The organism is Streptomyces sp. NPDC032091 (assembly GCF_055580265.1).
Genome location: NZ_JBVILR010000018.1, coordinates 127,067 through 148,529, shown reverse-complemented (window position 1 = coordinate 148,529; position 21,463 = coordinate 127,067). Strand labels below are relative to the sequence as shown.

19 protein-coding genes and 2 pseudogenes are annotated in these 21,463 nt (G+C 74.0%); 14 read left to right on the top strand and 7 right to left on the bottom strand.

Annotated features, from left to right (window positions below; all coding sequences use genetic code 11):
* Window positions 1-123: 123 nt before the first annotated feature.
* Window positions 124-2,304, bottom strand: coding sequence for a TerD family protein (locus tag ACZ5NJ_RS26700; protein ID WP_468767835.1), 2,181 nt, complete (start codon window positions 2,302-2,304; stop codon window positions 124-126).
* A gap of 66 nt (window positions 2,305-2,370) precedes the next feature.
* Between ACZ5NJ_RS26700 and ACZ5NJ_RS26695 the strand changes: the two genes are divergently transcribed.
* Together ACZ5NJ_RS26695 and gap are read left to right on the top strand one after the other, a co-directional pair.
* Window positions 2,371-3,327, top strand: coding sequence for a GlxA family transcriptional regulator (locus tag ACZ5NJ_RS26695; protein WP_468767833.1), 957 nt, complete (start codon window positions 2,371-2,373; stop codon window positions 3,325-3,327).
* A 142-nt stretch (window positions 3,328-3,469) separates the two neighbouring features.
* Window positions 3,470-4,465: a type I glyceraldehyde-3-phosphate dehydrogenase gene (gap, locus tag ACZ5NJ_RS26690; protein ID WP_468767832.1), complete on the top strand. Its 996-nt coding sequence runs from the start codon at window positions 3,470-3,472 to the stop codon at window positions 4,463-4,465.
* Between the two features lie 45 nt (window positions 4,466-4,510).
* Here the strand turns inward: gap and ACZ5NJ_RS26685 are convergent, their stop codons facing one another.
* The 3 genes from ACZ5NJ_RS26685 to ACZ5NJ_RS26675 all read right to left on the bottom strand — a co-directional run bounded on the left by ACZ5NJ_RS26685 (window position 4,511) and on the right by ACZ5NJ_RS26675 (window position 7,349).
* A complete protein-coding gene (locus ACZ5NJ_RS26685) occupies window positions 4,511-5,560 on the bottom strand; it encodes a zinc-dependent alcohol dehydrogenase family protein (RefSeq protein WP_468767830.1) in 1,050 nt (349 codons plus the stop codon).
* Between the two features lie 74 nt (window positions 5,561-5,634).
* Window positions 5,635-6,441, bottom strand: a complete 807-nt coding sequence (locus tag ACZ5NJ_RS26680; RefSeq protein WP_468767828.1) for an ATP-grasp domain-containing protein — start codon at window positions 6,439-6,441, stop codon at window positions 5,635-5,637.
* Complete coding sequence (locus ACZ5NJ_RS26675; protein WP_468767826.1) at window positions 6,438-7,349, bottom strand: ATP-grasp domain-containing protein; 912 nt, start codon at window positions 7,347-7,349, stop codon at window positions 6,438-6,440. The genes ACZ5NJ_RS26680 and ACZ5NJ_RS26675 overlap by 4 nt, the downstream gene beginning before the upstream one ends.
* A 231-nt stretch (window positions 7,350-7,580) precedes the next feature.
* Here ACZ5NJ_RS26675 and ACZ5NJ_RS26670 point away from each other — a divergent pair, with 231 nt between their 5' ends.
* The 9 genes and pseudogenes from ACZ5NJ_RS26670 (at window position 7,581) to ACZ5NJ_RS26630 (ending at window position 14,829) form a co-directional block, all read left to right on the top strand.
* Window positions 7,581-9,149 carry a sensor histidine kinase gene (locus ACZ5NJ_RS26670; RefSeq protein WP_468767825.1) on the top strand — a complete coding sequence of 523 codons (1,569 nt, stop codon included), beginning with the start codon at window positions 7,581-7,583 and terminating at the stop codon, window positions 9,147-9,149.
* A complete protein-coding gene (locus ACZ5NJ_RS26665) occupies window positions 9,146-9,547 on the top strand; it encodes a roadblock/LC7 domain-containing protein (protein WP_468767824.1) in 402 nt (133 codons plus the stop codon). Before ACZ5NJ_RS26670 ends, ACZ5NJ_RS26665 begins: the two co-directional genes overlap by 4 nt.
* On the top strand, window positions 9,544-9,900 hold the full coding sequence (locus ACZ5NJ_RS26660) for a DUF742 domain-containing protein (protein WP_468767822.1): 357 nt from the start codon (window positions 9,544-9,546) through the stop codon (window positions 9,898-9,900). Before ACZ5NJ_RS26665 ends, ACZ5NJ_RS26660 begins: the two co-directional genes overlap by 4 nt.
* Window positions 9,881-10,586, top strand: a pseudogene (locus ACZ5NJ_RS26655) (GTP-binding protein). The gene ACZ5NJ_RS26660 and the pseudogene ACZ5NJ_RS26655 overlap by 20 nt, the downstream one beginning before the upstream one ends.
* Window positions 10,583-11,812 (top strand): cytochrome P450, encoded by a 1,230-nt coding sequence (locus ACZ5NJ_RS26650; RefSeq protein ID WP_468767820.1) that lies wholly within the window; start codon window positions 10,583-10,585, stop codon window positions 11,810-11,812. Before ACZ5NJ_RS26655 ends, ACZ5NJ_RS26650 begins: the two are co-directional and overlap by 4 nt.
* On the top strand, window positions 11,809-13,059 hold the full coding sequence (locus ACZ5NJ_RS26645) for a cytochrome P450 family protein (RefSeq protein ID WP_468767819.1): 1,251 nt from the start codon (window positions 11,809-11,811) through the stop codon (window positions 13,057-13,059). The genes ACZ5NJ_RS26650 and ACZ5NJ_RS26645 overlap by 4 nt, the downstream gene beginning before the upstream one ends.
* 66 nt (window positions 13,060-13,125) lie before the next feature.
* Window positions 13,126-13,857, top strand: a complete 732-nt coding sequence (locus ACZ5NJ_RS26640; protein WP_468767818.1) for a DUF7873 family protein — start codon at window positions 13,126-13,128, stop codon at window positions 13,855-13,857.
* A gap of 283 nt (window positions 13,858-14,140) precedes the next feature.
* On the top strand, window positions 14,141-14,416 hold the full coding sequence (locus ACZ5NJ_RS26635; protein ID WP_468767816.1) for a hypothetical protein: 276 nt from the start codon (window positions 14,141-14,143) through the stop codon (window positions 14,414-14,416).
* 5 nt (window positions 14,417-14,421) lie between these two features.
* The gene (locus ACZ5NJ_RS26630) at window positions 14,422-14,829 is read left to right on the top strand and encodes an alpha/beta hydrolase (protein WP_468767814.1); all 408 of its coding nucleotides are present in this window, start codon (window positions 14,422-14,424) and stop codon (window positions 14,827-14,829) included.
* A 38-nt stretch (window positions 14,830-14,867) separates the two neighbouring features.
* Here ACZ5NJ_RS26630 and ACZ5NJ_RS26625 read toward each other — a convergent pair whose 3' ends face one another.
* The 3 genes from ACZ5NJ_RS26625 to ACZ5NJ_RS26615 form a co-directional block, all read right to left on the bottom strand.
* Window positions 14,868-15,593 carry an anti-sigma factor family protein gene (locus ACZ5NJ_RS26625; protein ID WP_468767813.1) on the bottom strand — a complete coding sequence of 242 codons (726 nt, stop codon included), beginning with the start codon at window positions 15,591-15,593 and terminating at the stop codon, window positions 14,868-14,870.
* Entirely contained in the window at window positions 15,590-16,195 is a 606-nt protein-coding gene (locus ACZ5NJ_RS26620; protein WP_395511061.1) for a sigma-70 family RNA polymerase sigma factor, read from the bottom strand. The genes ACZ5NJ_RS26625 and ACZ5NJ_RS26620 overlap by 4 nt, the downstream gene beginning before the upstream one ends.
* A gap of 83 nt (window positions 16,196-16,278) precedes the next feature.
* A complete protein-coding gene (locus ACZ5NJ_RS26615) occupies window positions 16,279-17,265 on the bottom strand; it encodes a DUF1996 domain-containing protein (protein ID WP_468767812.1) in 987 nt (328 codons plus the stop codon).
* A 336-nt stretch (window positions 17,266-17,601) separates the two neighbouring features.
* On the opposite strand from ACZ5NJ_RS26615, the pseudogene ACZ5NJ_RS26610 reads away from it, so the two are divergent.
* The 3 genes and pseudogenes from ACZ5NJ_RS26610 to ACZ5NJ_RS26600 form a co-directional block, all read left to right on the top strand.
* A pseudogene (locus ACZ5NJ_RS26610) lies at window positions 17,602-18,048 on the top strand (IS200/IS605 family accessory protein TnpB-related protein); the annotation flags it as partial.
* Between the two features lie 271 nt (window positions 18,049-18,319).
* Window positions 18,320-19,066, top strand: a complete 747-nt coding sequence (locus tag ACZ5NJ_RS26605; protein WP_468767811.1) for a DUF1838 family protein — start codon at window positions 18,320-18,322, stop codon at window positions 19,064-19,066.
* Window positions 19,067-19,512: 446 nt separating this feature from the next.
* Window positions 19,513-21,288 (top strand): S8 family peptidase, encoded by a 1,776-nt coding sequence (locus tag ACZ5NJ_RS26600; protein ID WP_468767899.1) that lies wholly within the window; start codon window positions 19,513-19,515, stop codon window positions 21,286-21,288.
* Window positions 21,289-21,463: the final 175 nt, after the last annotated feature.

The following is a 21,463-nucleotide window of genomic DNA, read 5'->3' as shown; positions in this document are numbered from 1 at the left end:
GAGCCGGGACGCCGTAGGGCGTCCCGGCTCGGTCATGTCGGGGGCGAGGAAAGCGGGGGGACTATTTCAGTGGGTTGTGAGAAGGAAGTCCGCCCATGGCCTCGCCGGGGCCAAAGGTAGCAGTCAGCCCGGGATCAGGGCACGCAGGTTTTCCGGGGTGAACACCACCGAGTCCGGGTGCAGTCCGTCCGGGCGCTCCAGCCCGATGTAGGTGACCGGCCCCCGCGGCGGCTCTCCGCCGTCCCACTCCGCGGTGCTGCGGGCGCGGTCGGCCAGCAGCCCGGCCAGGTGGCGGACCGTGAGGTACTCGCGCTCGACGATCCCCCGCACCAGCGTGCCGACCGTCGCCCGGTTCTCCTCCACCCGGTTGGCACTGGGGGTGCCGCGCAGGTACACGTGCAGCCACTTGGCCCGCCAGCCGCCGTCGGCCCCGCGCAGGAACACCAGCGGCAGGGCGACCCGGCCCGGCCCGCGCAGCTCCGACTTCATCCGGACGGTGCGCGGTTCGAAGGGCCGGCCGAGCTGCTCGCCGTCGCGCAGCATGAAACCGAAGAAGGACTCGGCCACCTCCTCGAAGCCCTCTCCGGAGAAGAGGTTGACCATCGGGACGATGAAGTCGCCCTGTACGGCGTCCAGGCGCAGGTTGATGAACTCCGAGGCGCCGTCGGGCGCGGGCGCGTCGGTGATGTCGCCCGAGTGCTCGCCGCCGACCGCCTGGAGGGCCGTGTACGACAGCCAGGAGACGGTCTCGTACGAGCCGTCCAGCATCACCGCCGACAGGTCGTAGTCGGTGCTGTGCTTCGTCTGCGTCCAGTGCACGAAGAACCGCAGCAGCTCCCCGTCGACCGGGGACAGCGAGCCGCGCGGCAGCACGCCGAGCCCCGCGGCCGTCGCCTTCCCGCTGAGCGGCAGGGCCACGTCGAGGACGGCCGGGTCGACCAGCAGGTGCCCCGGGTCGGGCAGGCGGCGGAGCACCTCCGCGTCCAGGATCCCGGCCAGGCGCCCGGCCTCGGCGCCCGGCAGGGGCGCACGGGTGTCGGGGGTGACCCAGGCGCGGCCCCGCGGGTTGACGAAGACCCGGCGCGCGGCCGGCCCGCGGTCCCGGTTGCGGAGGTGCTCGCGCACCGACAGCAGGACCCGGCCCGAGACGCGCGGGGCCGCCTCCTCGGCGGCGGCCGCGACGGCCCTGCGCTCCTCGGGGCCCGGGCAGGCGCGCAGCAGCCGGTCCACGGAGCGCAGCAGCCGGCCGGGTGCGGCGGCGGCCAGCAGCCGCGCCGCCGCGACGGCGTCACCGGAGCCGAGGAGTTCCTCGACCCGGCTCTCCAGGGTCCGTGCTTCCTCCTCGCCCCGGGCGACGGCGAACACGCGGGCGGCGTGCGGCCGGCTCGGGTACTCGTGCGGGTGGAGGCGTTCGCCCAGCCGCTTGAACTCCTCGCGGTGCGCGAGGACGTCGGCGAGCTTGGCGGGGGACTGCTCGACCACCGTGTCCAGGGCGGCCACCAGAGCCCGCCGGACCGGACGCGACAGCCGCTTCAGCCGGGTCGGCTCCGTCAGGGACACGTCCCCGTCCGACAGGGCGCAGGCCAGGCGCAGCACGTCGGTGACGGTGTCCACCAGCAGCTCCGCACCGAGGCCGAGGCGGGCCCGGTTGACCACGGCGCGGTTCTCCCGGACCGGGATCTCCGCCGGCTGGGGGCCGTCGGCGCAGTGCCCGGCGAGCCGCGCGAGATCGCCCAGCCCCTCCTCGCCGAGCGGCGTGGTGCTGCCCGCCAGGGCCAGGTAGAGGGCGCTCACCTCCTCGTCGAGGGCGCCGCCCCGGTGCAGGACCGTCATCCGGTCCCCGGCGGCCGCGATCAGTTCCTCGTGGGCGGCGAGCATCTCCTCGTAGGTGTGGCGGTAGTCGCCGTACGAGGGGAGGGTCAGCAGGTCCAGGACTCCGGTGCGCAGCTGCGCGAGGGTGCTGCCGCGCGCGGCGTCGTCGGCCAGGGCTTCACGGACGCAGGTCATCCAGAACTCGAACGTGTCCGGGACGTTGGCCGGGAAGTCCTTGAAGTACACGTTGTGCACGACGTGGTCGCCGGTCATCTCGCGGACGGTGTCCAGCGTGCGCGCGGCCGTCTCCACGACCGTCTCCTCCGCGAGCCCCGACAGGTGCTCCAGCAGCGGGGCCGAGAGCTTGAAGCCGACGGACAGCAGCGCGGCGTCGAACCGCCGCGCCGCCGTGCCGCCCTGACCGGCGGGACCGCGGGGGGCCGGGACGCGGAGGGTGTGCCGGACGACGAGGGATTCGAGAGGACGTTCCATCCGGGCATGCTTCCAGACCGCTCCGGCCGCGCGCACACGGGTTTCGTCCCGCGTACGCTCTGCGACGTGCCCCGATCCCGCCTCCACCGCGTCGCCGTACTCGTCCTCGAAGGGGCCAAGCCGCTCGACGTCGGGATCCCCGCGCAGGTCTTCAGCACCCGCGCGAGCATGCCGTACGAGGTCCGGGTGTGCGGGGCTGCCCCGGGCCTGGTCACCGGCGGCGACGGGCTGTCCTACCACGTCACCCACGGGCTGGAGGCGCTGGAGTGGGCCGACGTCGTCTTCGTCCCCGGCTACCGCTTCCCCGACCGCGAGGACCCGCCCCGTGAGGTGGTCGAGGCGCTGACCGCCGCCCACGCGCGGGGCGCGCGGCTCGCGGCCATCTCGACGGGCGCGTTCGCGCTCGCCGCCACCGGACTGCTCGACGGCAAGCGGGCCACCACCCACTGGCACTACACCCGGGCGCTGACGGCGAGACACCCGCTCGTCCGGATCGACGAGAACGTGCTGTTCGTCGACGAGGGCAGCGTCCTGACCTCGGCCGGGGCCGCCTCGGGCATCGACCTGTGCCTGCACATCCTGCGCCGCGACCTCGGCGTCGCCGCCGCCAACCACGCGGCCCGGCGGCTGGTCGCGGCCCCGTACCGCAGCGGCGGGCAGGCGCAGTACCTCCCGCGCAGCGTGCCCGAGCCGCTCGGGGAGCGGTTCTCCGCCACCCGCGAGTGGGCCCTGCAGCGGCTCGGGGAGCCCCTGACCCTCGAAGCGCTGGCCCGGCACGCGGCGGTGTCGCCCCGTACGTTCTCGCGTCGCTTCGCCGAGGACACGGGGTACACGCCGATGCAGTGGGTCATGCGGGCCCGGGTCGACGTGGCCCGGGAGCTGCTCGAACGCTCCGAGCGGGGCGTCGAGCAGATCGCCGCCGACGTGGGCCTGGGCACCGGCGCGAACCTGCGCCTGCACTTCCAGCGGATCCTCGGCACCACCCCGACCGAGTACCGGCGCACCTTCACCCGGGGCGAGTAGCCGGCCGGCGGCGCCCGGAACGGCCTGGCACACGACGGGGGGCGGGAGCTTGGCGGGATACTTGCGAACCGTGGCGATCTCGCCACTGTCGTGGGCGGGCGGCGGAGGCGAACCTGATGGCGAACAGAAGGGGACACCGCTCATGACTCGCATCGCCATCAACGGATTCGGCCGCATCGGACGCAACGTGCTGCGCGCGCTGCTCGAACGCGACAGCGACCTGGAGGTCGTCGCCGTCAACGACCTCACGGAGCCGGCCACCCTCGCGCGGCTGCTCGCCTACGACTCCACGGCCGGCCGCCTCGGCCGCCCCGTCACCGTCGACGGCAGCACCCTCGTGGTCGACGGCCGGCGCATCGCGGTGCTCGCCGAGCGCGAGCCGGAGCAGCTGCCCTGGGCCGAACTCGGCGTCGACATCGTGCTGGAGGCCACCGGCCGCTTCACCTCCGCCGAGGCCGCCCGCGCCCACGTCAAGGCGGGCGCGAAGAAGGTCCTCGTCAGCGCCCCGTCGGACGGCGCGGACGTGACGCTCGCGTACGGCGTCAACACCGGTGCGTACGACCCCGAGCTCCACACGATCGTCTCGAACGCCTCCTGCACCACGAACGCGCTCGCCCCGCTGGCCGCCGTCCTCGACGAACTGGCCGGCATCGAGCACGGCTTCATGACGACGGTGCACGCCTACACCCAGGAGCAGGCCCTCCAGGACGGCCCGCACCGCGACCCGCGCCGGGCGCGCGCCGCGGCCGTGAACATCGTGCCGACCACGACCGGTGCCGCCAAGGCGATCGGCCTGGTGCTGCCGAACCTCGACGGCAGGCTGTCGGGCGACTCGATCCGCGTGCCGGTGCCGGTGGGTTCGATCGTCGAACTGAACACGACCGTGTCCCGCGACGTGACGCGCGACGAGGTGCTGGCGGCCTACCGCGCCGCCGCCGAGGGCCCGCTGGCCGGGGTGCTGGAGTACTCCGAGGACCCGCTCGTCTCCTCCGACATCACGGGCAACCCCGCCTCGTCGATCTTCGACTCGGAGCTCACCCGCGTCGACGGCCGCCACGTCAAGGTGGTCGCCTGGTACGACAACGAGTGGGGCTTCTCGAACCGGGTGATCGACACCCTCACCCTCCTCGCGGGCTGAGACCTCCCGCCCCGGCCCTCCGTCCAGGGCCGGGGCGGGGCCGTGTCAGGCCCGCGGCAGGATGACGGTGACCCCGCGTCCCGGGGCCGTGCCCATCGCGGCCAGCGCCGCCGGGGCCGCCTCCAGCGGGATCGTCGCGGTGACCAGGAGGTCCGGGCGCAGGGCGCCCGAGCGGACGAGTTCCAGCATCGGGGGGTAGGCGTGGGCGGCCATCCCGTGGCTGCCCAGGACCTCCAGCTCCCAGCCGATCACCCGGTCCAGCGGCAGTGCCGCCGGTCCGGCCGCCGCCGGGAGCAGCCCGACCTGGACGTGCCGTCCGCGCCGCCGCAGCCCGGCCACCGAGGCGGCGGCGGTCGCGGGGGAGCCCAGGGCGTCCAGCGACAGGTGCGCGCCGCCCCCGGTCAGCTCCCGCACCGCCTCCGCCGTGCCGCCGGGCCCTACGGCGGCCGGGTCCAGGCAGTGCGCCGCCCCGAACTCCCGGGCCAGCTCCCGCGCCCCGGGCGCGGTGTCGACGGCGACCACCCGGGCCCCGGCCGAGGCGGCGATCATCACGGCGGACAGGCCGACCCCGCCGCAGCCGTGGACGGCGACCCATTCGCCCGCCTTCACCCTGCCCTGCGCGACCACCGCCCGGAAGGCCGTGGCGAAGCGGCAGCCCAGGGCGGCGGCGGTCGCGTACGACAGTTCCTCCGGCACCGCCACCAGGTTCACGTCGGCGTGGTCCAGGGCCACGTACTCGGCGAAGGAGCCCCAGTGGGTGAACCCGGGCTGCGTCTGGCGGGCGCACACCTGGTGGTCGCCGGCCGCGCAGTCGGCGCAGCTGCCGCAGGCGCAGACGAAGGGCACGGTCACTCGGTCGCCGGCCCGCCAGTTCAGCACGCCCGGGCCCACCGCCTCGACCACTCCGGCCAGTTCGTGGCCCGGCACGTGCGGCAGGGTGATGTCCGGGTCGTGGCCCGCCCAGCCGTGCCAGTCGCTGCGGCACAGCCCCGTGGCCTCGACGCGCACCACGACCCCGCCCCGGGACGGCGCCGGGTCCGGGACCTCCCGCACCTCGGGCCGCTCCCCGTACCGCTCGAACACCACCGCGCGCATGGACCCCGCCCTCCTGTCGACCGGCCCGCAGGCTACCGCCCGCCGCCTACCGCCCGCCGCCTACCGCCCGCCGCCTACCGCCCGACGGCGCGGGCCCGGGCGGCCCGGCGCAGGGTGAGGGCCGCGAGGGCCTCGGGGGCGCCGGCCTGGCCGCGGATGCCGGGGAAGGCGTTGACGTCGACGATGAGGGGGCCGCCGTCCCGCGTGGCGATGACGTCCACCCCGTAAACGTCCAGCCCGAAGACCCGCCCCACCCGCAGGGCCAGTTCGGCCCACCCGTCGGGCAGCCGCTCCATGCCCCGGGCCGGCTCCCCGGCGCCCGCGGCGAGTTCGGAGCGGCGCAGGCCGGCGAAGACCTCGTCCCCGACCACCCACAGCTTGTGGTCCCAGCCGCTGTTGGGCGCGAACGCCTGCACGACCACCGGCTCCCCGCCCCAGCGCGGCGCCAGTTCCCGCAGCCTGCCGGGCCCGTCGAGGCGTACCACCAGGTCGTCCTTGCGGCTGCGCCGGCTCTTGACCACCAGCGGCCACTCCAGCCCCGCCGCGGACTCCAGCAGCGCCAGGGAGCCGAAGGTACGGGTGGGGGCGAACGGAAGCCCCGCCCCCAGGGCCAGCGCGGCCATCCCCGTCCGGTCCTGGCAGCCCTCGGTGGCGGCGGCGGAGTTCACCACGGGCGCTCCCCGCAGTTCCAGCGCACGGGCCAGTTCCAGCGCCGCCGGGGTCCGGGCCTTGAGCAGGTACACGTCGGCGGGCGCTCCGGCGGCGGCCGCGGCCCCCGCCGCGGGGTGCAGCACCTCCACCTCGTGCCGCGCGCCGAGCAGCGCGGCGGTGGCCGCCAGCAGCGGATGGCCGGGGTCGGGGGTGATCAGGCCGATCCTCACGCGCCGTCCCCCGCCCGAGCCGTCGCCTGCGCCGGGATGGCCACGGGCAGGGCGTACGGCCGGGCCGGCGGACACGCCGCCGCTGCCGCCCGGCCGCCGCCCGCGCGGGCCAGGTCCAGGACGGCGCCCGCCACGCGGGCCGCGGCGTCCGGCACCTGGCGGAAGCTCGGGAAGTCGTTGACGTCGACCACCACCGGCCCGTCGGGACCCAGCAGCACGTCCACCCCGTACAGGTCCAGCCCGTACACCTCGCCCACCCGGGCGGCGATCTCCGCGACCTCGGCCGGCAGCGGCACCCGGCGCTCGCGCACGGCGGCGTCGGGGTGCAGGGGGGAACAGCGCTCGGTGGCGTGCAGTTCGCCGCCCACGCAGTACACCTTGAGGTCGGTCCCGGGGTTCGGGACGTAGGGCTGGGCGATGAGCATGCCCTCGCCCGCGAGCGCGGGGAGCAGCGCCCCGAGCCGGTCCGGCGAGGGCAGCAGGTGCACCCCGCGGCCGGAGCTGCCGTCGGCCGGTTTGACCACGAGCGGGTACAGCTCGTCCGGTATCTCCGCCAGGAGCTCGGGGCGGGCCACCGCGTACGTCGCCGGCAGGGGGAGCCCCCGCGCGCTGCCGAGGGCGGCGGCCAGCGCCTTGTCCCGCACCCCGCGGATGGACCGGGCGTCGTTGACGGTGGTCACCCCCGCGGCGGCCGCGGCCTCCAGCAGGGTCAGCCCGGGGCCGCCCGAGACCGTCTTGAGCACCCACGCGTCGTGCGTGCCGGCCCGCACCAGGTCCGTCATGCGCAGCAGCGAGCCGCCCGGCCGCACGACGTCCACGTGGTGGCCCCACGCGGTCAGCTGACGGATCACCTCGTTCGGCATGCCGTCATGGCGGTAGTGCTCCTCCACCAGGAAGCAGAGCCTCATGGATCTTCCCCAAATTCCCCGGACGTCCGCCGCCGATCCCGTCCGGCGAGTTGTGACGTCACAGGATGCCATGGCATAGCCCCGAAACCGCTCCAGAAGCAACCTTAGTGGGCGCTACACAGCGTGATCTTCGCCAAGGGCTTTCCTAAACGATCACCAATCCTCTTATAGTGATGCCTCGTTGCCACAGGAACCCTCTCTTCCATATACGCCCCTTTTGAGGCTTGATTGATGACGGCGTCGCCCTCCCCCCTCCGCCCCTCCGCGCTCGCCCTGCTGGTCACGGCTGTGGCCGCGGGCACCATCTCCGCGGCGGCGGTGGCCGCGGCACCGTCCGGTGTCCGCGCGCCCCTGGCCTGGTTCGCCGCCTTCGGGACCCTGCTGCTGTCCCTCGCCGCCTGCGCGGCCACCTGGTCGGCGCGCACCGCCCGGCAGCTGCGCGCCGACCTGACCCTGCTCACCGGCGAAGTCGCCACCCGCGACGCGTACATCGCCCGGCTCACCGCCGACGCCGCCCGTGAGACCGCGGACCTCACCGCCGAACTCGCCCGGCTCACCGCGGACCACACCGCCCGCGTCGCCCGGCTCACCGCCGAACACGCCGCCGAGACCGACCGGCTGACGGCCGCCCGCACCGCCGAGGCCGCCCGGCTCACCGCCGCGCACACGGCCGAGCTCGACCACCTCGCCGCCGCCCAGCAGGCCACCCGCGAGCGGCTCGGCGAGGAACTGCGGCGCGCCCAGTCCGGCCGCGCCGCCGCCATGGCCGCCGCCGCCAACGCGGCCGGCCGGATGCAGGCCCTGGCCACCGGCATGCTCGCCGACCTGCGCGAGATGGAGCACAAGCACGCCGACGAGGAGGTCCTCGGCGACCTCCTGCACCTCGACCACCGCACCGCCCAGGCCGGCCGCCTCGCCGACTCCATCGCCGTGCTCACCGGCGCCCGCTCCGGCCGCCGCTGGGCCAAGCCCATCGTCATGGAGTCCATCCTGCGCGGCGCCATGGGCCGCATCGGCGGCTACCAGCGCGTCCGCCTGCACTCCACCAGCGAGGCCGCCGTCGCCGGACACGCCGCCGAGGGCGTCATGCACGCCCTCGCCGAGCTCCTCGACAACGCCGCGAACTTCTCCCCGCCGACCGCCGAGGTCCACGTCTACGTGGAGGAGGTGCCGGCCGGCATCATCATCACCGTCGAGGACAGCGGCCTCGTCATGAGCGAGCTCCAGCTGCGCCGCGCCGAACAGGCCGTCGGCGCCGAGACCCTGGACCTCGCCGGGCTCTCCGGCACCCGCCTCGGCCTCGCCGTCGTCGGCCGCCTCGCCCGCAAGCACGGACTGACCGTCTCCTTCCGCCCCTCCGCGCGCGGCGGCACCGGCGCGCTGATGATGATCCCGGAAGAGCTGATCAGCCACGCCCCGGCCGAGCCCGTCCCGGCCCCGCCGCTCCTCGCGGCCCCCGCCGGACCGGCCCGCACCCTCGCGCTGCCCGCCCCCGCGCCGGCGGCCCCCGCCCCAGCCGAGCCCGCCCGCAGCTCCGAGGACTCCCACGACTCCGAATCCACCGGCCGCCACCCGGTGCTCGGCGAGAGCGGACTGCCCCAGCGGCGGCGCGGCCGTACCCTGGCCGCCGCCCACCCCGAAGGCCCCGACGCCGCGTCCGCGGCGGCCCGCACCCAGGCCGCCCCCACCGGCGCGTCCCGGTCCGCCGCCCGCTTCGGCAGCTTCCGCCAGGCCGTGCGCGACGCGCCGGCGCGCCAGCAGCCCACGAATCCCCCGCACCCGGAAGGCAACACGAGATGACCGGCTCCACCACCGACGAGAAGCTCAGCTGGCTCCTGGAAGGCCTCCTGGAGCGCACCCCCGGCGCCCGCCACGCCCTCGTGCTCTCCCGTGACGGCCTCAAGCTGTGCCGCACCCCCGAGCTCTCCGTCGACCAGGCCGACCAGCTCGCCGCCATCGCCGCAGGCATCCAGAGCCTCTCGCACGGCGCCTCCATCGAGTTCGGCGACGGCACCGGCGGAGTCCGCTCCGCCATGGCCGAGTTCTACGGCGGGATCCTCTTCATCGTCGAGGCCGGCGAGGGCGCCCACCTCGCGCTCGTCGCCTCCGAGGACGCCGACGCCGGACTCGTCGGCCACAACATGTCCGAACTGGTCGAGCAGCTGAGCGAGCATCTGATCGCCAGGCCTCGGGGTTGAGCCGCGTCCGGCCGGGCCGGGACGACTCCCCGGACCGGCTCTACACCCTCACCGGAGGCCGCAGCAGCTCCGGGAGCGACGCCTTCGACCTGGTGACCCTGATCGTCGCCGAGTGCGACCCCGTCCCCGGAATGCAGTCGGAGCACGCCGCCATCCTGCGGATGTGCCGCTATCCCACGGCCGTCGTGGAGGTGGCGGCCGAACTCGGCCTGCCCGTGTCGATCACACGGATCCTGCTGGCCGACCTCCTGGGCGCCGGACGCGTCAGCGCCCGCCACCCGCGCGCCACGACGTACTGCCTTCCCGACCCCGAACTCCTGGAGCAGGTGCTCGTTGGACTCCGCAACCTCTGACCCGGGCACGCCCCGGCAGGCACTCAGCAGCACCGCCGACAACGGTCTGAAGATCGTGATCGTGGGCGGCTTCGGCGTCGGCAAGACCACCATGGTCCGCTCGGTCAGCGAGATCCGCCCGCTGAACACGGAGGAGACAATGACCCAGGCCGGCGAGGCCGTCGACCACACCGACGGCATCGCCGCCAAGACCTCCACCACCGTCGCCTTCGACTTCGGCCGGATCACCCTCGACGCCCGCAACGTGCTCTACCTGTTCGGCGCCCCGGGCCAGGAGCGGTTCTGGTTCCTGTGGGACCGCCTGTTCTCCGGCACCCTCGGCGCGGTCGTCCTCGTCGACACCCGCCGGCTCGCGGAGTCCTGGTACGCCATCGACCGCCTCGAACACCACGGCACGCCCTTCGTCGTCGCCTGCAACGACTTCGGCGGGCCCGCGCACACCCCGGACCAGATCCGCGCCGCCCTCGACCTGCCGGCCGAGGTGCCGCTGCTGTTCTGCGACGCCCGCTCCCGCGAGTCCAGCAAGCAGGTGCTCATCTCCCTCGTCGAGCACCTCCAGCACCTCCAGCACCGGCAGAGCCTCCAGGCCCTCCCGTAGCCCCAGAGCCCCGAGACCCGAGCCCTCCCCGACCCGAGCCCTCCCCCCGAGGGCCGTCCCCCGCACCCTCCCGGAGCCCACGCAGTGACCACCCCCGAGCCCCAGCCCGTCTACCTCGGCGGCCCCCGCTTCCAGAGCGACCCCGCCGAGCTGTACCGGGAGATGCGCCGCGACCACGGCGCCGTCGCCCCCGTGGTCCTCGACGGGGACGTCCCGGCCTGGCTGGTCCTCGGCTACCGCGAACTGCACCAGGTCACCAGCGACCCGCAGCTCTACTCCCGCGACTCCGACCTGTGGAACCAGTGGGACCGCATCCCCGCCGACTGGCCCCTGCTCCCGATGATCGGCCGCAAGCAGCCCTCGATCCTCTACACCACCGGCGAACGCCACCGCGAGCGGGCCGCCGTCATCAGCGAGGCCCTCGAATCCGTCGACCCCTTCGAACTGAGGGGCCACGCCGAACGGTTCGCGGACGAGCTGATCGACGGGCTCTGCGGCAAGGGCTCCTGCGACATCGTCGGCGAGTACGCCATGCTCCTGCCGCTGCGCGTCCTCGCCCGCATCTACGGCTTCTCCGACGAGCAGGGCCCCGGACTCGTCACCGCCATGAACGACATGATCAACGGCCGCGAGGGCGCCCTGGACGGCCAGCGCCACCTCGGCGAGTCCATGTACGCCCTGCTCGCCGCCAAGGCCGAGACCCCCGGGCACGACGTCGCCTCCCGCATGCTCGCCAACACCGCCGGGTTCACCCTCGCCGAGGTGGCCCAGGACCTGATGGTGATGATGGCCGCGGGCCACCAGCCCACCGCCGACTGGATCGGCAACTCGCTGCGCCTGATGCTCACCGACGACCGCTTCGCCGCCTCCCTCGCCGGCGGCCGCCACAGCGTCGGCGAGGCCATGAACGAAGTGCTCTGGGAGGACACCCCGACCCAGAACGTCGCCGGACGGTGGACCACCCGCGACACCAAGCTCGGCGGCCGCACCATCGCCCGCGGCGACCTGGTCCTGCTGGGCCTGGCCGCCGCCAACGGCGACCCGCACGTACGCACCGACGCGGGCGCCCTCACCGGCGGGAACAACGCCTTCTTCTCCTTCGGCCACGGCGAACACCGCTGCCCCTTCCCGGCCCAGGAGGTCGCCGAGGTCATCGCCCGGACCGGCATCGAGGTGCTCCTCGACCGCCTCCCCGACGTGGACCTCGCCGGACCGGCCGCCGAACTCACCCGGCGCCCCTCGCCCTGGCTGCGCGGCCTGACCGCGCTCCCCGTGACCTACACCCCGACCCCCGCGCTTGGAGCCACCCGATGAGCTGCCCGATCGACCACACCGGCGCCGCCCCGGCCGCCGCCCCGATCACCCTCGACCCCTTCGTCACCGACCTCGACGCCGAGAGCGCCGCCCTGCGCGCCGCCGGCCCGCTGGTCCGCGTCGTCCTCCCCGGCGGCGTCGGCGTGTACGCCGTCACCCACCACGCCGAGGCCCGCGCCCTGCTCACCGACCCCCGCGTCGTCAAGGACATCGGCGTGTGGGGCGCCTGGCAGCGCGGGGAGATCCCCCTGGACTGGCCGCTCATCGGCCTCGCCAACCCCGGCCGCTCCATGCTCACCGTCGACGGCGACGAGCACCGCCGCCTGCGCACCCTCGTCGCCCAGGCCCTCACGGCCCGCCGCGTCGAGAAGCTCCGCGCCGGCATCGAGGCCCTCACCACCGAGGCCCTCGACAAGCTGGCGGCCCTGCCCGCCGGGGAGACCGTCGACCTGAAGGCGGCCTTCGCCTACCCCCTGCCGATGAACGTCATCAGCGAGCTGATGGGCGTGGACGCCGCCGAACACCCGCGGCTGAAGGGCCTCTTCGAGAAGTTCTTCTCCACCCAGACCCGCCCCGAGGAAGTCCCGCAGATGATGGCGGACCTCGGCGCCCTCTTCTCCCGGATCGTCGAGTCCAAGCGCGCCACCCCCGGCGACGACCTCACCAGCGCGCTCATCGCCGCCTCCGAGGAAGGCGACCACCTCAGCACCGAGGAGATCACCAACACCCTCCAGCTGATGGTCGCCGCCGGCCACGAGACCACCATCAGCCTGATCGTCAACGCCGTCGTCGCCCTGGAGACCCACCCCGAGCAGCGTGCCCTCGTCCTCGCCGGCGAGGTCCCCTGGGAGAACGTCATCGAGGAGACCCTGCGCTGGGCCACCCCCACCTCGCACGTCCTGATCCGCTTCGCCACCGAGGACATCGAGGTCGGCGGCCGGATCCTGCCCAAGGGCGAGGGCCTGATCGTCTCCTTCGGCGCCCTCGGCCGCGACGAGGCCCAGCACGGGGAGACGGCCGGCGCCTTCGACGTCACCCGCACCCCGAACCGGCACATCTCCTTCGGCCACGGCCCCCACGTCTGCCCCGGCGCGGCCCTGTCCCGCCTGGAGGCCGGCGTGGCCCTCCCGGCCCTCTACGCCCGCTTCCCGCACCTGTCCCTGGCCGTCCCGCGCGAGGAACTGCGCAACAAGCCGGTGCTCACCCAGAACGATTTGTTCGACCTGCCGGTGCGCCTGCACCTCTGACCCGTGGAGAAAGGAAGCGGGAATAAGAAATGGTCGTCGCACCGGAGTCGTTGGTAGGTTGATCACGTGCCGAAGCTGAATCAGATCATCGCAGTCGAAAAGGGCGTCAAGTCCAAGTCCCTCCAGGAGCTTTCGCAGGCTCACCAGGACGTGCAGAAGCCCGCCCTGCTGGCCGGCATCTCGCGGACGTACCAGCCCAAGGACGAGGAGGGCGAGCAGCTGCCGCCCGAGTCCACCCGGGTCCAGGTCAAGGCGGAGGACGCGCTGCGGGCGACGGCCACCACCCTGACCCGTCTGTTCGACGTGACGGCGACCAAGGACTGGGCCAACCGCACCGCGGCCGCGGACGTGGTCGTCGACGGCAACGTGCTGCTCGCCCAGGTTCCGGTGCCCTACCTGCTCTTCCTGGAGAAGCAGCTGACCGACCTGCACACCTTCGTGCGCAAGCTGCCGGTCCTGGACGCCTCGGAGTCCTGGAACCTCGACCCCTCCACGGACTCCTGGAAGACGGAACCGGTACGCACCATCCGCACCAAGAAGGTGCCGCGCAACCACGTCAAGGCCGAGGCCACGGACAAGCACCCGGCGCAGGTCGAGGTCTACTACGAGGACGTGGCCGTCGGCTACTGGACGACGGTGAAGTTCTCCGGCGCCCTCCCGGCCCGCCGGGTCAACGAGCTCCTCGACCGGGTGGAACGGCTCCAGCAGGCCGTGAAGTTCGCCCGCGAGGAGGCCAACGGCACCGAGGTCACCGACCAGAGGGTCGGAGACGCGGTGTTCGGCTACCTGTTCAGGTAGCCCCGAGAACGCCCCCTGTAGCGCAGGGGGTGCGCGAGAGCGCAAGCTGAAACTGACGTTGAAGCTGAAACAGGGGGCGGCCCGAGTGCGGCCCCCTTGAATCTCAGACTATCGCTCCAGTCTCAGCATTCGCCGCCGAACACCGGATCGACCGAGCAGGGACGATCACCGACGGATGGGGGTTCAAGTCCCTCCTGCGCCTCTTCCGTGGCGCGGTAGTTCAAAGGCAGAACACGTCGGCCTCAAGATGATCCCCGCTCTTAAACGGCGCCGGTGTGCGCAATTGGGTGGCACACAGGGGCCCGGGAATTGGACATATTCCCGGGCCCCGTCACGCTTTCCGCCCGCGCAGCGCGGCACCGGCCGCGCCCCGGCGCCCTACCCGGCCTGCGACCAGGCCGAGGGCCCGGGCGGCCGGGAGACCGTCACCCGCGCCAAGGACGTCTCCTTCCTCCTCGACCGGCTCACCGGCCGGCACCCCGCCTGGCGCCACGCCGGGCTCATCGACCCCGGCCGGATCGCCATGGGGACCCCTCCACCGGCGGCGCCGCCGCCCTGACGGCGATGGCCGCCGACCAGCGGATCCGGGCGGGCATCGACATGGACGGCGGCCTGCCCGAGCCCTGTCCCGCCGCCGGGATCGGCGGCCGCCCCTTCATGCTGCTCGGCTCGGCCGCCGGCGGGTCCGGGGGCCAGGCGGGCAACTGGTCCGAGGAGTGGGCCGACTTCGACGGCTGGAAGCGCTGGATCACCCTCGACGGCACCGACCACTTCGGCCCCACCGACTACCCGGCCCTGCGCGACCAGCTCGGCGTCCCCCACCCCGACGCGCCGCTGCCCGGCGCCCGCGTCCTGGAGCTGACCCGGACCTACGTCTCCGCCTTCTTCGACCGGCACCTCAAGGGACAGTCCCGGCCGGTGCTGGACGGCCCGCGCGCCGACGCGCCCGAGGTCCGCTTCCACAGCCCCTGACGGACCGTACGGGGCCCCGCCCGCGCGGGGCCCCGTCCTCACACCGGCACGGACACGAAGGTCCGTCCCGACTCGTTCTCCACCAGCACCGCCGCGACGTCCGCCGGGTCCACGGCCGCCGAGCCGTCCAGGGCCGCCCCCTTGCCCTCGCCGTGCTCCGCCGTGCCCACGACCCAGCCGCCCGCCGTGGACCGCGTACCGTCCCGGGAGACCACCATCAGACGGCACCGCTCCCCGGCCGGCACGCCGGTCACCGCCGCCCGCACCCGCACCCACTTCGCCGCCGGGGTCACCTGCACGGTCATCCGCGCCCCGGTCCCCGCGTCGGTCCCCGAGGCCACCCGGGTCCCGGCGGGCGGCGGCGACGGCGCGGCCGACGCGCTCGGCGACGGCGGCGGGGGCAGCGCGGCGGTGTTGTCCGCGTCCCCGCCCAGCCGGGCCCCCGCCCAGAACACGGCCGCCAGCGAGGCGGCCGCCGCCAGGCCCGCCACCGCGCCCCGCCACCGGGCCCGCGCGGCCCGCTCGCCGCGCACCTGCCGCAGGGTGCGCTGGAGCAGCAGGTCACCGCCCTGCGGGGGCCCGTCGAGGAACGCCTCCTCGGGCACCTCACCCAGAACGCTCTCCAGCTCGCGCAACGCGGCCACCTCCTCCCGGCACCCCGTGCAGTCGCCGACATGCTCCTCGACGCGCCGTACGTCCTCCGCGTCCAGGACACCGAGCACGTACGGTCCGAGCAGTTCCTCCTCGTGCCGCCGCGCGTTCACGCCACCACCTCCCGCAGTCCGCCGGGCTGCTGGGGCGGCCGGCCTGATCGTCTGTCCCCGCCGTACTCGCCGGCGCCGCCGTCCGTGAACACCGCGCGCAGGGCTTTCAGCGCGTAGTGCGAGCGCGACTTGACCGTGCCCGCCGGGATCCCCAGGCGGTCGGCGGCCTCGGCCACGCTGTGCTGGCGGTAGTACAACTCCGTGAGCACGTCCCGGTGTTCCGGCGAGAGCCGGTCCAGGGCGCCCAGGACCGTCATCGTGTCCACGACGGAGTCCGCGTGGTCGCCCTCCACCGGGGGAGCGGCCTCCGAGCCGGAGACCTCCGGCGGGCGGGCCGCCCTGGCCCGGTACCGGTCCGTGATGATGTTCCGGGCCACTGTGAGCAGCCAGCCGCGCACCGAGCCCTTCCCGTTCACCAGCACCTCGGCGTGCCGCCAGGCCCGGATCAGGGTCTCCTGGACGACGTCCTCGGCGGCCGCCCGGTCACCGGTGAGCCGGGTGGCGTACGCGAGCAGGGCGTTGCCGTGCTCCTCGTAGACCGCCCTGATCAGTGCCTCGTCGGTCGAGCCCCGCCGCGCGCGGGGCCACAGTGGTCCGGCCATTCACGCTCTCCGTCCGCCTGGTGCCATTCGGTGCGGTCGGAACACGCCCCCGGCGCGGCGGCGGTTCACGTGACCTGCGTCACTCACATCCGGCAGTCGCGGCCCTCGTTGAGGCAGGCGACGAGTTCCGCCATCCGCGCGTCGGTCATCACGTCCACGAACATGGCGTGGTCGGTGAGCGGGCTGTGCCGCTGCTCCGGGAAGGAGTCGAGTGCCAGCGGGACCCCCGGCGCCACCGCGTACGCCAGCGACAGGCGCAGCTCCGGCACGGCGAAGGTGCCCTGCGGGCAGACCCCGTTGGCGGCCGGGAACGCCAGGTGGGAGCGGTGGTCGGGGGCGGCGGTGTCCAGCCCGTTCCAGCAGCTGGGGAAGACCAGCGTACGGGTGACCAGCTCGCCCGCCGGACAGCGCGGGTAGCCGGTGGTGGACCGGTCCGGCAGGCCCGAACAGCCCCAGCGGGCGCGCACCCCGGCGCCCCCGCCGGCCGTGTACGCGACGGCGTCGCCGGTGATCGCCCGCAGGAACCGGGGCATCGCCACCACCTTCCCCACCGCACTGCCCCGGAACTCCACCCGCACCGAGGCCTCGCGCAGGATCTCGCCCGCGTTGCCGTGCCCGGCCGCCCCCTCGTGCGGGCCGCCCCCGGAGCGGTCGGTGCGGCGCAGCACCGGCCAGTAGTACGCGGACCGGTCGCCGCCCGTGCAGCTGGTCGCGGCGGCGGCCAGGGAGACGTCCGTGGAAAGGGCGTCGGTGGACAGGTTCCCCACGTACGCGTGCGTGTGGTGGGCGCCCGCCCTCACCCCCGGCGAGACCACCAGGTTGTCCTCGTTCCAGTGGCCCTCCTCGTTGCGCCCGCACTCCACCGTCACCCTGCCGGTGGACGCCCCCGGCCCGGGCGCGGGCCCGGCGGGCCCCGGCGGCACGCGCCGCAGGTCCACGTACGGGCCCGCGACGGAGGCGGGACCGGCCGCCCGCGAGGCGCCCAGGACGGCGGCGATGAGTCCGAGGCCCAGCACCAGGCAGGCCAGCAGCAGCGGAAGCCGGTGTTCCTTACCCGAGGGGTTGGGCACTGTTGGTCCTTTGGTTCGCTCTTGTGAGTGATAGTCCATGTGTGTGAATGTCGTTGCCGTCGGGTGCATGAACCTCAAGGAGTGGGCGAAGGGGCAGGGTGTGCATCCGCAGAGCGCCTATGGTCGGTTTCGTGAGGGCGCGTGGTCGGTCCCTTTTCTGAGCCTGCCTATGCGGTTGCCGCTCTGTGGAGAGCCGGGCGAAGAAGGCGGCCGAAGCGGCGGCCGGCGATGACTGAGCAGTCGAAGCCGAGGCGGTCGCGCACCATGGACGCGCCGTTCGTGGCCCTCGGGCCGTCCGCTGCCCGTAAGCGGGCGCTGACAGCCGAGTCGTCCTCCCGCTGGGCTGGTGGATACCGCAGCAAGGGCGAGTGGTTCCACACATCCCGGCGTCTGCAGATCCTGGAACACCGCCTCGACGTCGCCCGGGCCGACTGGGAGAACGGCGTCGTGCACGTCGTCCGCGGCGGCCGACGGTTGCTCAACACCCGGCACAACCTCGAAGCAGCGCAGCTCACCGAGGCCGAGTGGCGCCGGCGCTGGGAGGCGGAACGTTGGTTCCTGGCCGCTGACGGCGAGTCCGGCAAACGGTTCGGCAACGAGACCGTCCGTGTCACTTTGGACGGCGAGGTGTCGATCAAGCCGCCCGCGCCGCCGGCCCAGCTGGCGAACGCCAGGCACGGTCGGTACGTCCTGACCTCCCGGATCGCCTTCGCGCACCGGGTCCAGGAATGGCGGGACCGGGTCGACGGCAATCGGGCCGTCGCCTACCGCATCCACTACGATGCCCCGAAAAGCGGGCGACCAGCGCACCCAAAACCGTTCGGGACGCGCGCAGTGCCGGGACCTGGGTCCAAGACTCACTCCTGCTCACTGATGTAGGAACGGTTCCCCATGGCGGTCACGGTCGCGGGTAACTCGTACAACCGTCAACCGGGCGACCGTACGAGCGGCGGCCCGCCCGTTCGTAGGTCGCGGGGCGGGCGCGAAGGGGCGCACGGGAGTTGGCGCACCGGATGCTTGCCCGGCCGGATGCCGTCCGGCCAGAGTTCTCCGTATGACTCCGGACGACCTGCTGCGCGACTTCGCCCGCACCCGTGCCTCCCTCGACGGAGAGGAGGTCGTCTACGGGTGGAGCGGCGACGTCCATTCCTGGGCCCCGGGCGAGCCCTACCGGCGCCTCTTCGGCTTCGAAGGGGTCAACGTGTCCCGGCTCGTGGCCGACGAGGAGGAGGGCGGCTACCGCCTGCTCTCGCGCGAGGCCGCCTTCTACCTCGACCCCGCCACTCGGGAGATCCTGGAGACCTGGCAGGAAAAGCCCGTGGTCCACGTCTGGAACGATCCGGCCAACCTGCGCCTGCGGCCCTTCCCCGTCCCCCGGACCGAACTGGGCGACCAGGTCTGCTTCAGCCTGGAGATCCCCCTCGCCTACCCCTCCCCGCTGCCCGTCGCGGACTACCCGCTCCACTCCGCCGACGACACCTACCGGGCCCTGGAGCTCTTCCAGTTCTTCACCCCGGCCGCCGCCCTCGCCGGCGGGGCGCCGAGCGTCCCGGCAACCATGTCCTGGACGCGGATGTCCCCCTGGCTGCCCTGGATGGAGCAGGGACAACGCCCCGGCGGCCTCACCTTCCACTGCCGGGGCGCGAAGCTCGGCTCCTACGACGAGGTCCCCGAGCGCACCCGCTCCTACATCGCCGGACGCCACCCCGAGTTCGCCCGCGCCCCCGAGAAGTGGACCGAGCCGAACGAGACCAGCTGGACCTACTTCCGCGCCCTCCACCCGCGCGGCAACCCGGAGTAGCCTGCCCGTCCGCCCCCGCCGCCGGCGGGGGCGCCGACGGTCACGCGCGTGTTGCGTGCGCGTTGCACAGGTGTTTCACAGGCGCCCCACAGGCTGCCGCAGGGTCCGGACAAGGGTTTTCCCTGTATCGGGTTCATTCCCGCGTTGCCTACTGTCTGCCCACCGGCGGTCTCCCGCCCCCCGAACTGCCCCCGCACCAACCCCACATGGTGTGAAGCCGAACGCGGTGGCGCCGATCGCCGGTACACGCCGTCGCCCAGCCCCGCCGTTGCGGCCGGGCGACGTGGCGCGGCGGCGGCCGGGGCGGTTCGACCAGCCCTCCCGGCCCCGCGGCGCCTGTTCCACCTCCCACACCGCACACACCGGCCGCTCCGGCCTGCCCGGAAACGGCCCGTAAGGGGAACACCGTGCACGCACCTCGACGACGGCTCATATCCGTCGTGGCCATGTCCGTCACCCTGCTCGCCGGCTCCGCCACCGCCGCGGTGGCCGTGACCCCGCCCGGCGATCCGGCCGCCCGGTCCCTCCCGGCCGCCGGCGCCCCCGCCGCCCCGGCCGCCGCCCCGGTCGAGAACCTGATCGTCGGCTACAAGTCCTCCGCGTCGGAGGCGAGCTCCAACGCCGCGGCCGCCGACGACGCCACCGCCAAGGGCAGGAAGGCCGGCAAGAAGGCGAAGTTCGACCGCCGCCTGGGCACCGGCGCCGCGCTCGTCAACCTGGGCGGTGCGACCGCCCCGGCTGACGCCGCGGCCGTGATGGCCCAGTTCCGGTCCGACCCGGACGTCGCCTACGTCGAGCCGGACTCCCGCGCCTACGCCATGGCCACCCCGGACGACACCGAGTACGCCAAGCAGTGGGACCTCTTCGAGCCCACCGCCGGCATGAACGTGCCCGCCGCCTGGGACAAGACCACCGGCTCCGGCGTCACCGTCGCCGTGATCGACACCGGTTACGTGGCCCACTCCGACGTCGCCCCCAACATCGTCGCCGGCTACGACTTCATCTCCGACTCCACCGCCGCCCGCGACGGCAACGGCCGCGACAACAACCCGGCCGACCAGGGCGACTGGAGCGCCGCCGGCGAGTGCGGCACCGGCTCCAAGGCCAGCGACTCCTCCTGGCACGGCACCCACGTGGCCGGCACCATCGCCGCCGCCACCAACAACGGCAAGGGCGTCGCGGGCATCGCGTACAACGCGAAGATCCAGCCCGTCCGCGTCCTCGGCAAGTGCGGCGGCGCCACCTCGGACATCGTCGACGCCATCACCTGGGCCTCCGGCGGCACCGTCGCGGGCGTCCCGGCGAACGCCACCCCCGCCAAGGTCATCAACATGAGCCTCGGCGGCTCCGGCACCTGCAGCGCCAGCTACCAGAACGCCATCAACGCGGCCGTCGCCCGCGGCACCACCGTCGTCGTGGCCGCCGGCAACAGCAACGCCGACGCGAGCTCCTTCACCCCGGCCAGCTGCAACAACGTCATCACCGTCGCCGCCACCAACCGCACCGGCGACCGCTCCTTCTACTCCAACTTCGGCGCCAAGGTCGACGTCTCCGCCCCCGGCGGCGAGACCCGCCGCGCCACCGACACGCCCGGCACCGTCACCACGCCCGAGAACGGCATCCTCTCGACGCTGAACAACGGCACCACCACCCCCGGCGCGGAGATCTACAAGCCGTACCAGGGCACCAGCATGGCCGCCCCGCACATCGCTGGCCTCGCCGCGCTCCTCGTGGCCGCCAAGCCCTCGCTCACCCCGGCGCAGGTCGAGGCCGCCATCAAGGCCAACGCCCGCCCGCTGGCCGGCACCTGCACCGGCGGCTGCGGCGCCGGCCTCGCCGACGCGGCCGCGACCGTCAACGCCGTGACCTCGACCCCCACCACGCCGTTCTTCGAGAACACCGCGGACTTCGCGATCAACGACAACAGCACGGTGGAGAGCCCCATCACCGTCACCGGCGTGACCGGCAACGCCCCGGCCGCCCTCAAGGTCGGCGTGAACATCGCCCACACCTACATCGGTGACCTCAAGGTCGACCTCGTCGCCCCCGACGGCACCGTCTACACCCTGCACAACCGGGCCGGCGGCAGCACCGCCAACATCAACCAGACCTACACCGTCGACGCCTCCTCCGAGGTCGCCAACGGCACCTGGAAGCTCCGCGTGAACGACAACGCGGGCGGCGACACCGGCAAGATCGACTCCTGGAGCCTCGGCTTCTGATCCCCGCCGGCCCCCACGCCACTCCCCGGTCCGGGCCCCCGCCGGAGTCCCCCACCTCCGGCCTGACGGGGCGATAGTACGGACCAACCCGGCCCGGGGGGGGGGGGGGGGGGGGGGGGGGGGGGGGGGGGGGGGGGGGGGCGGGGGGGGGGAACGGGGGTTTTGCGTCAAACCA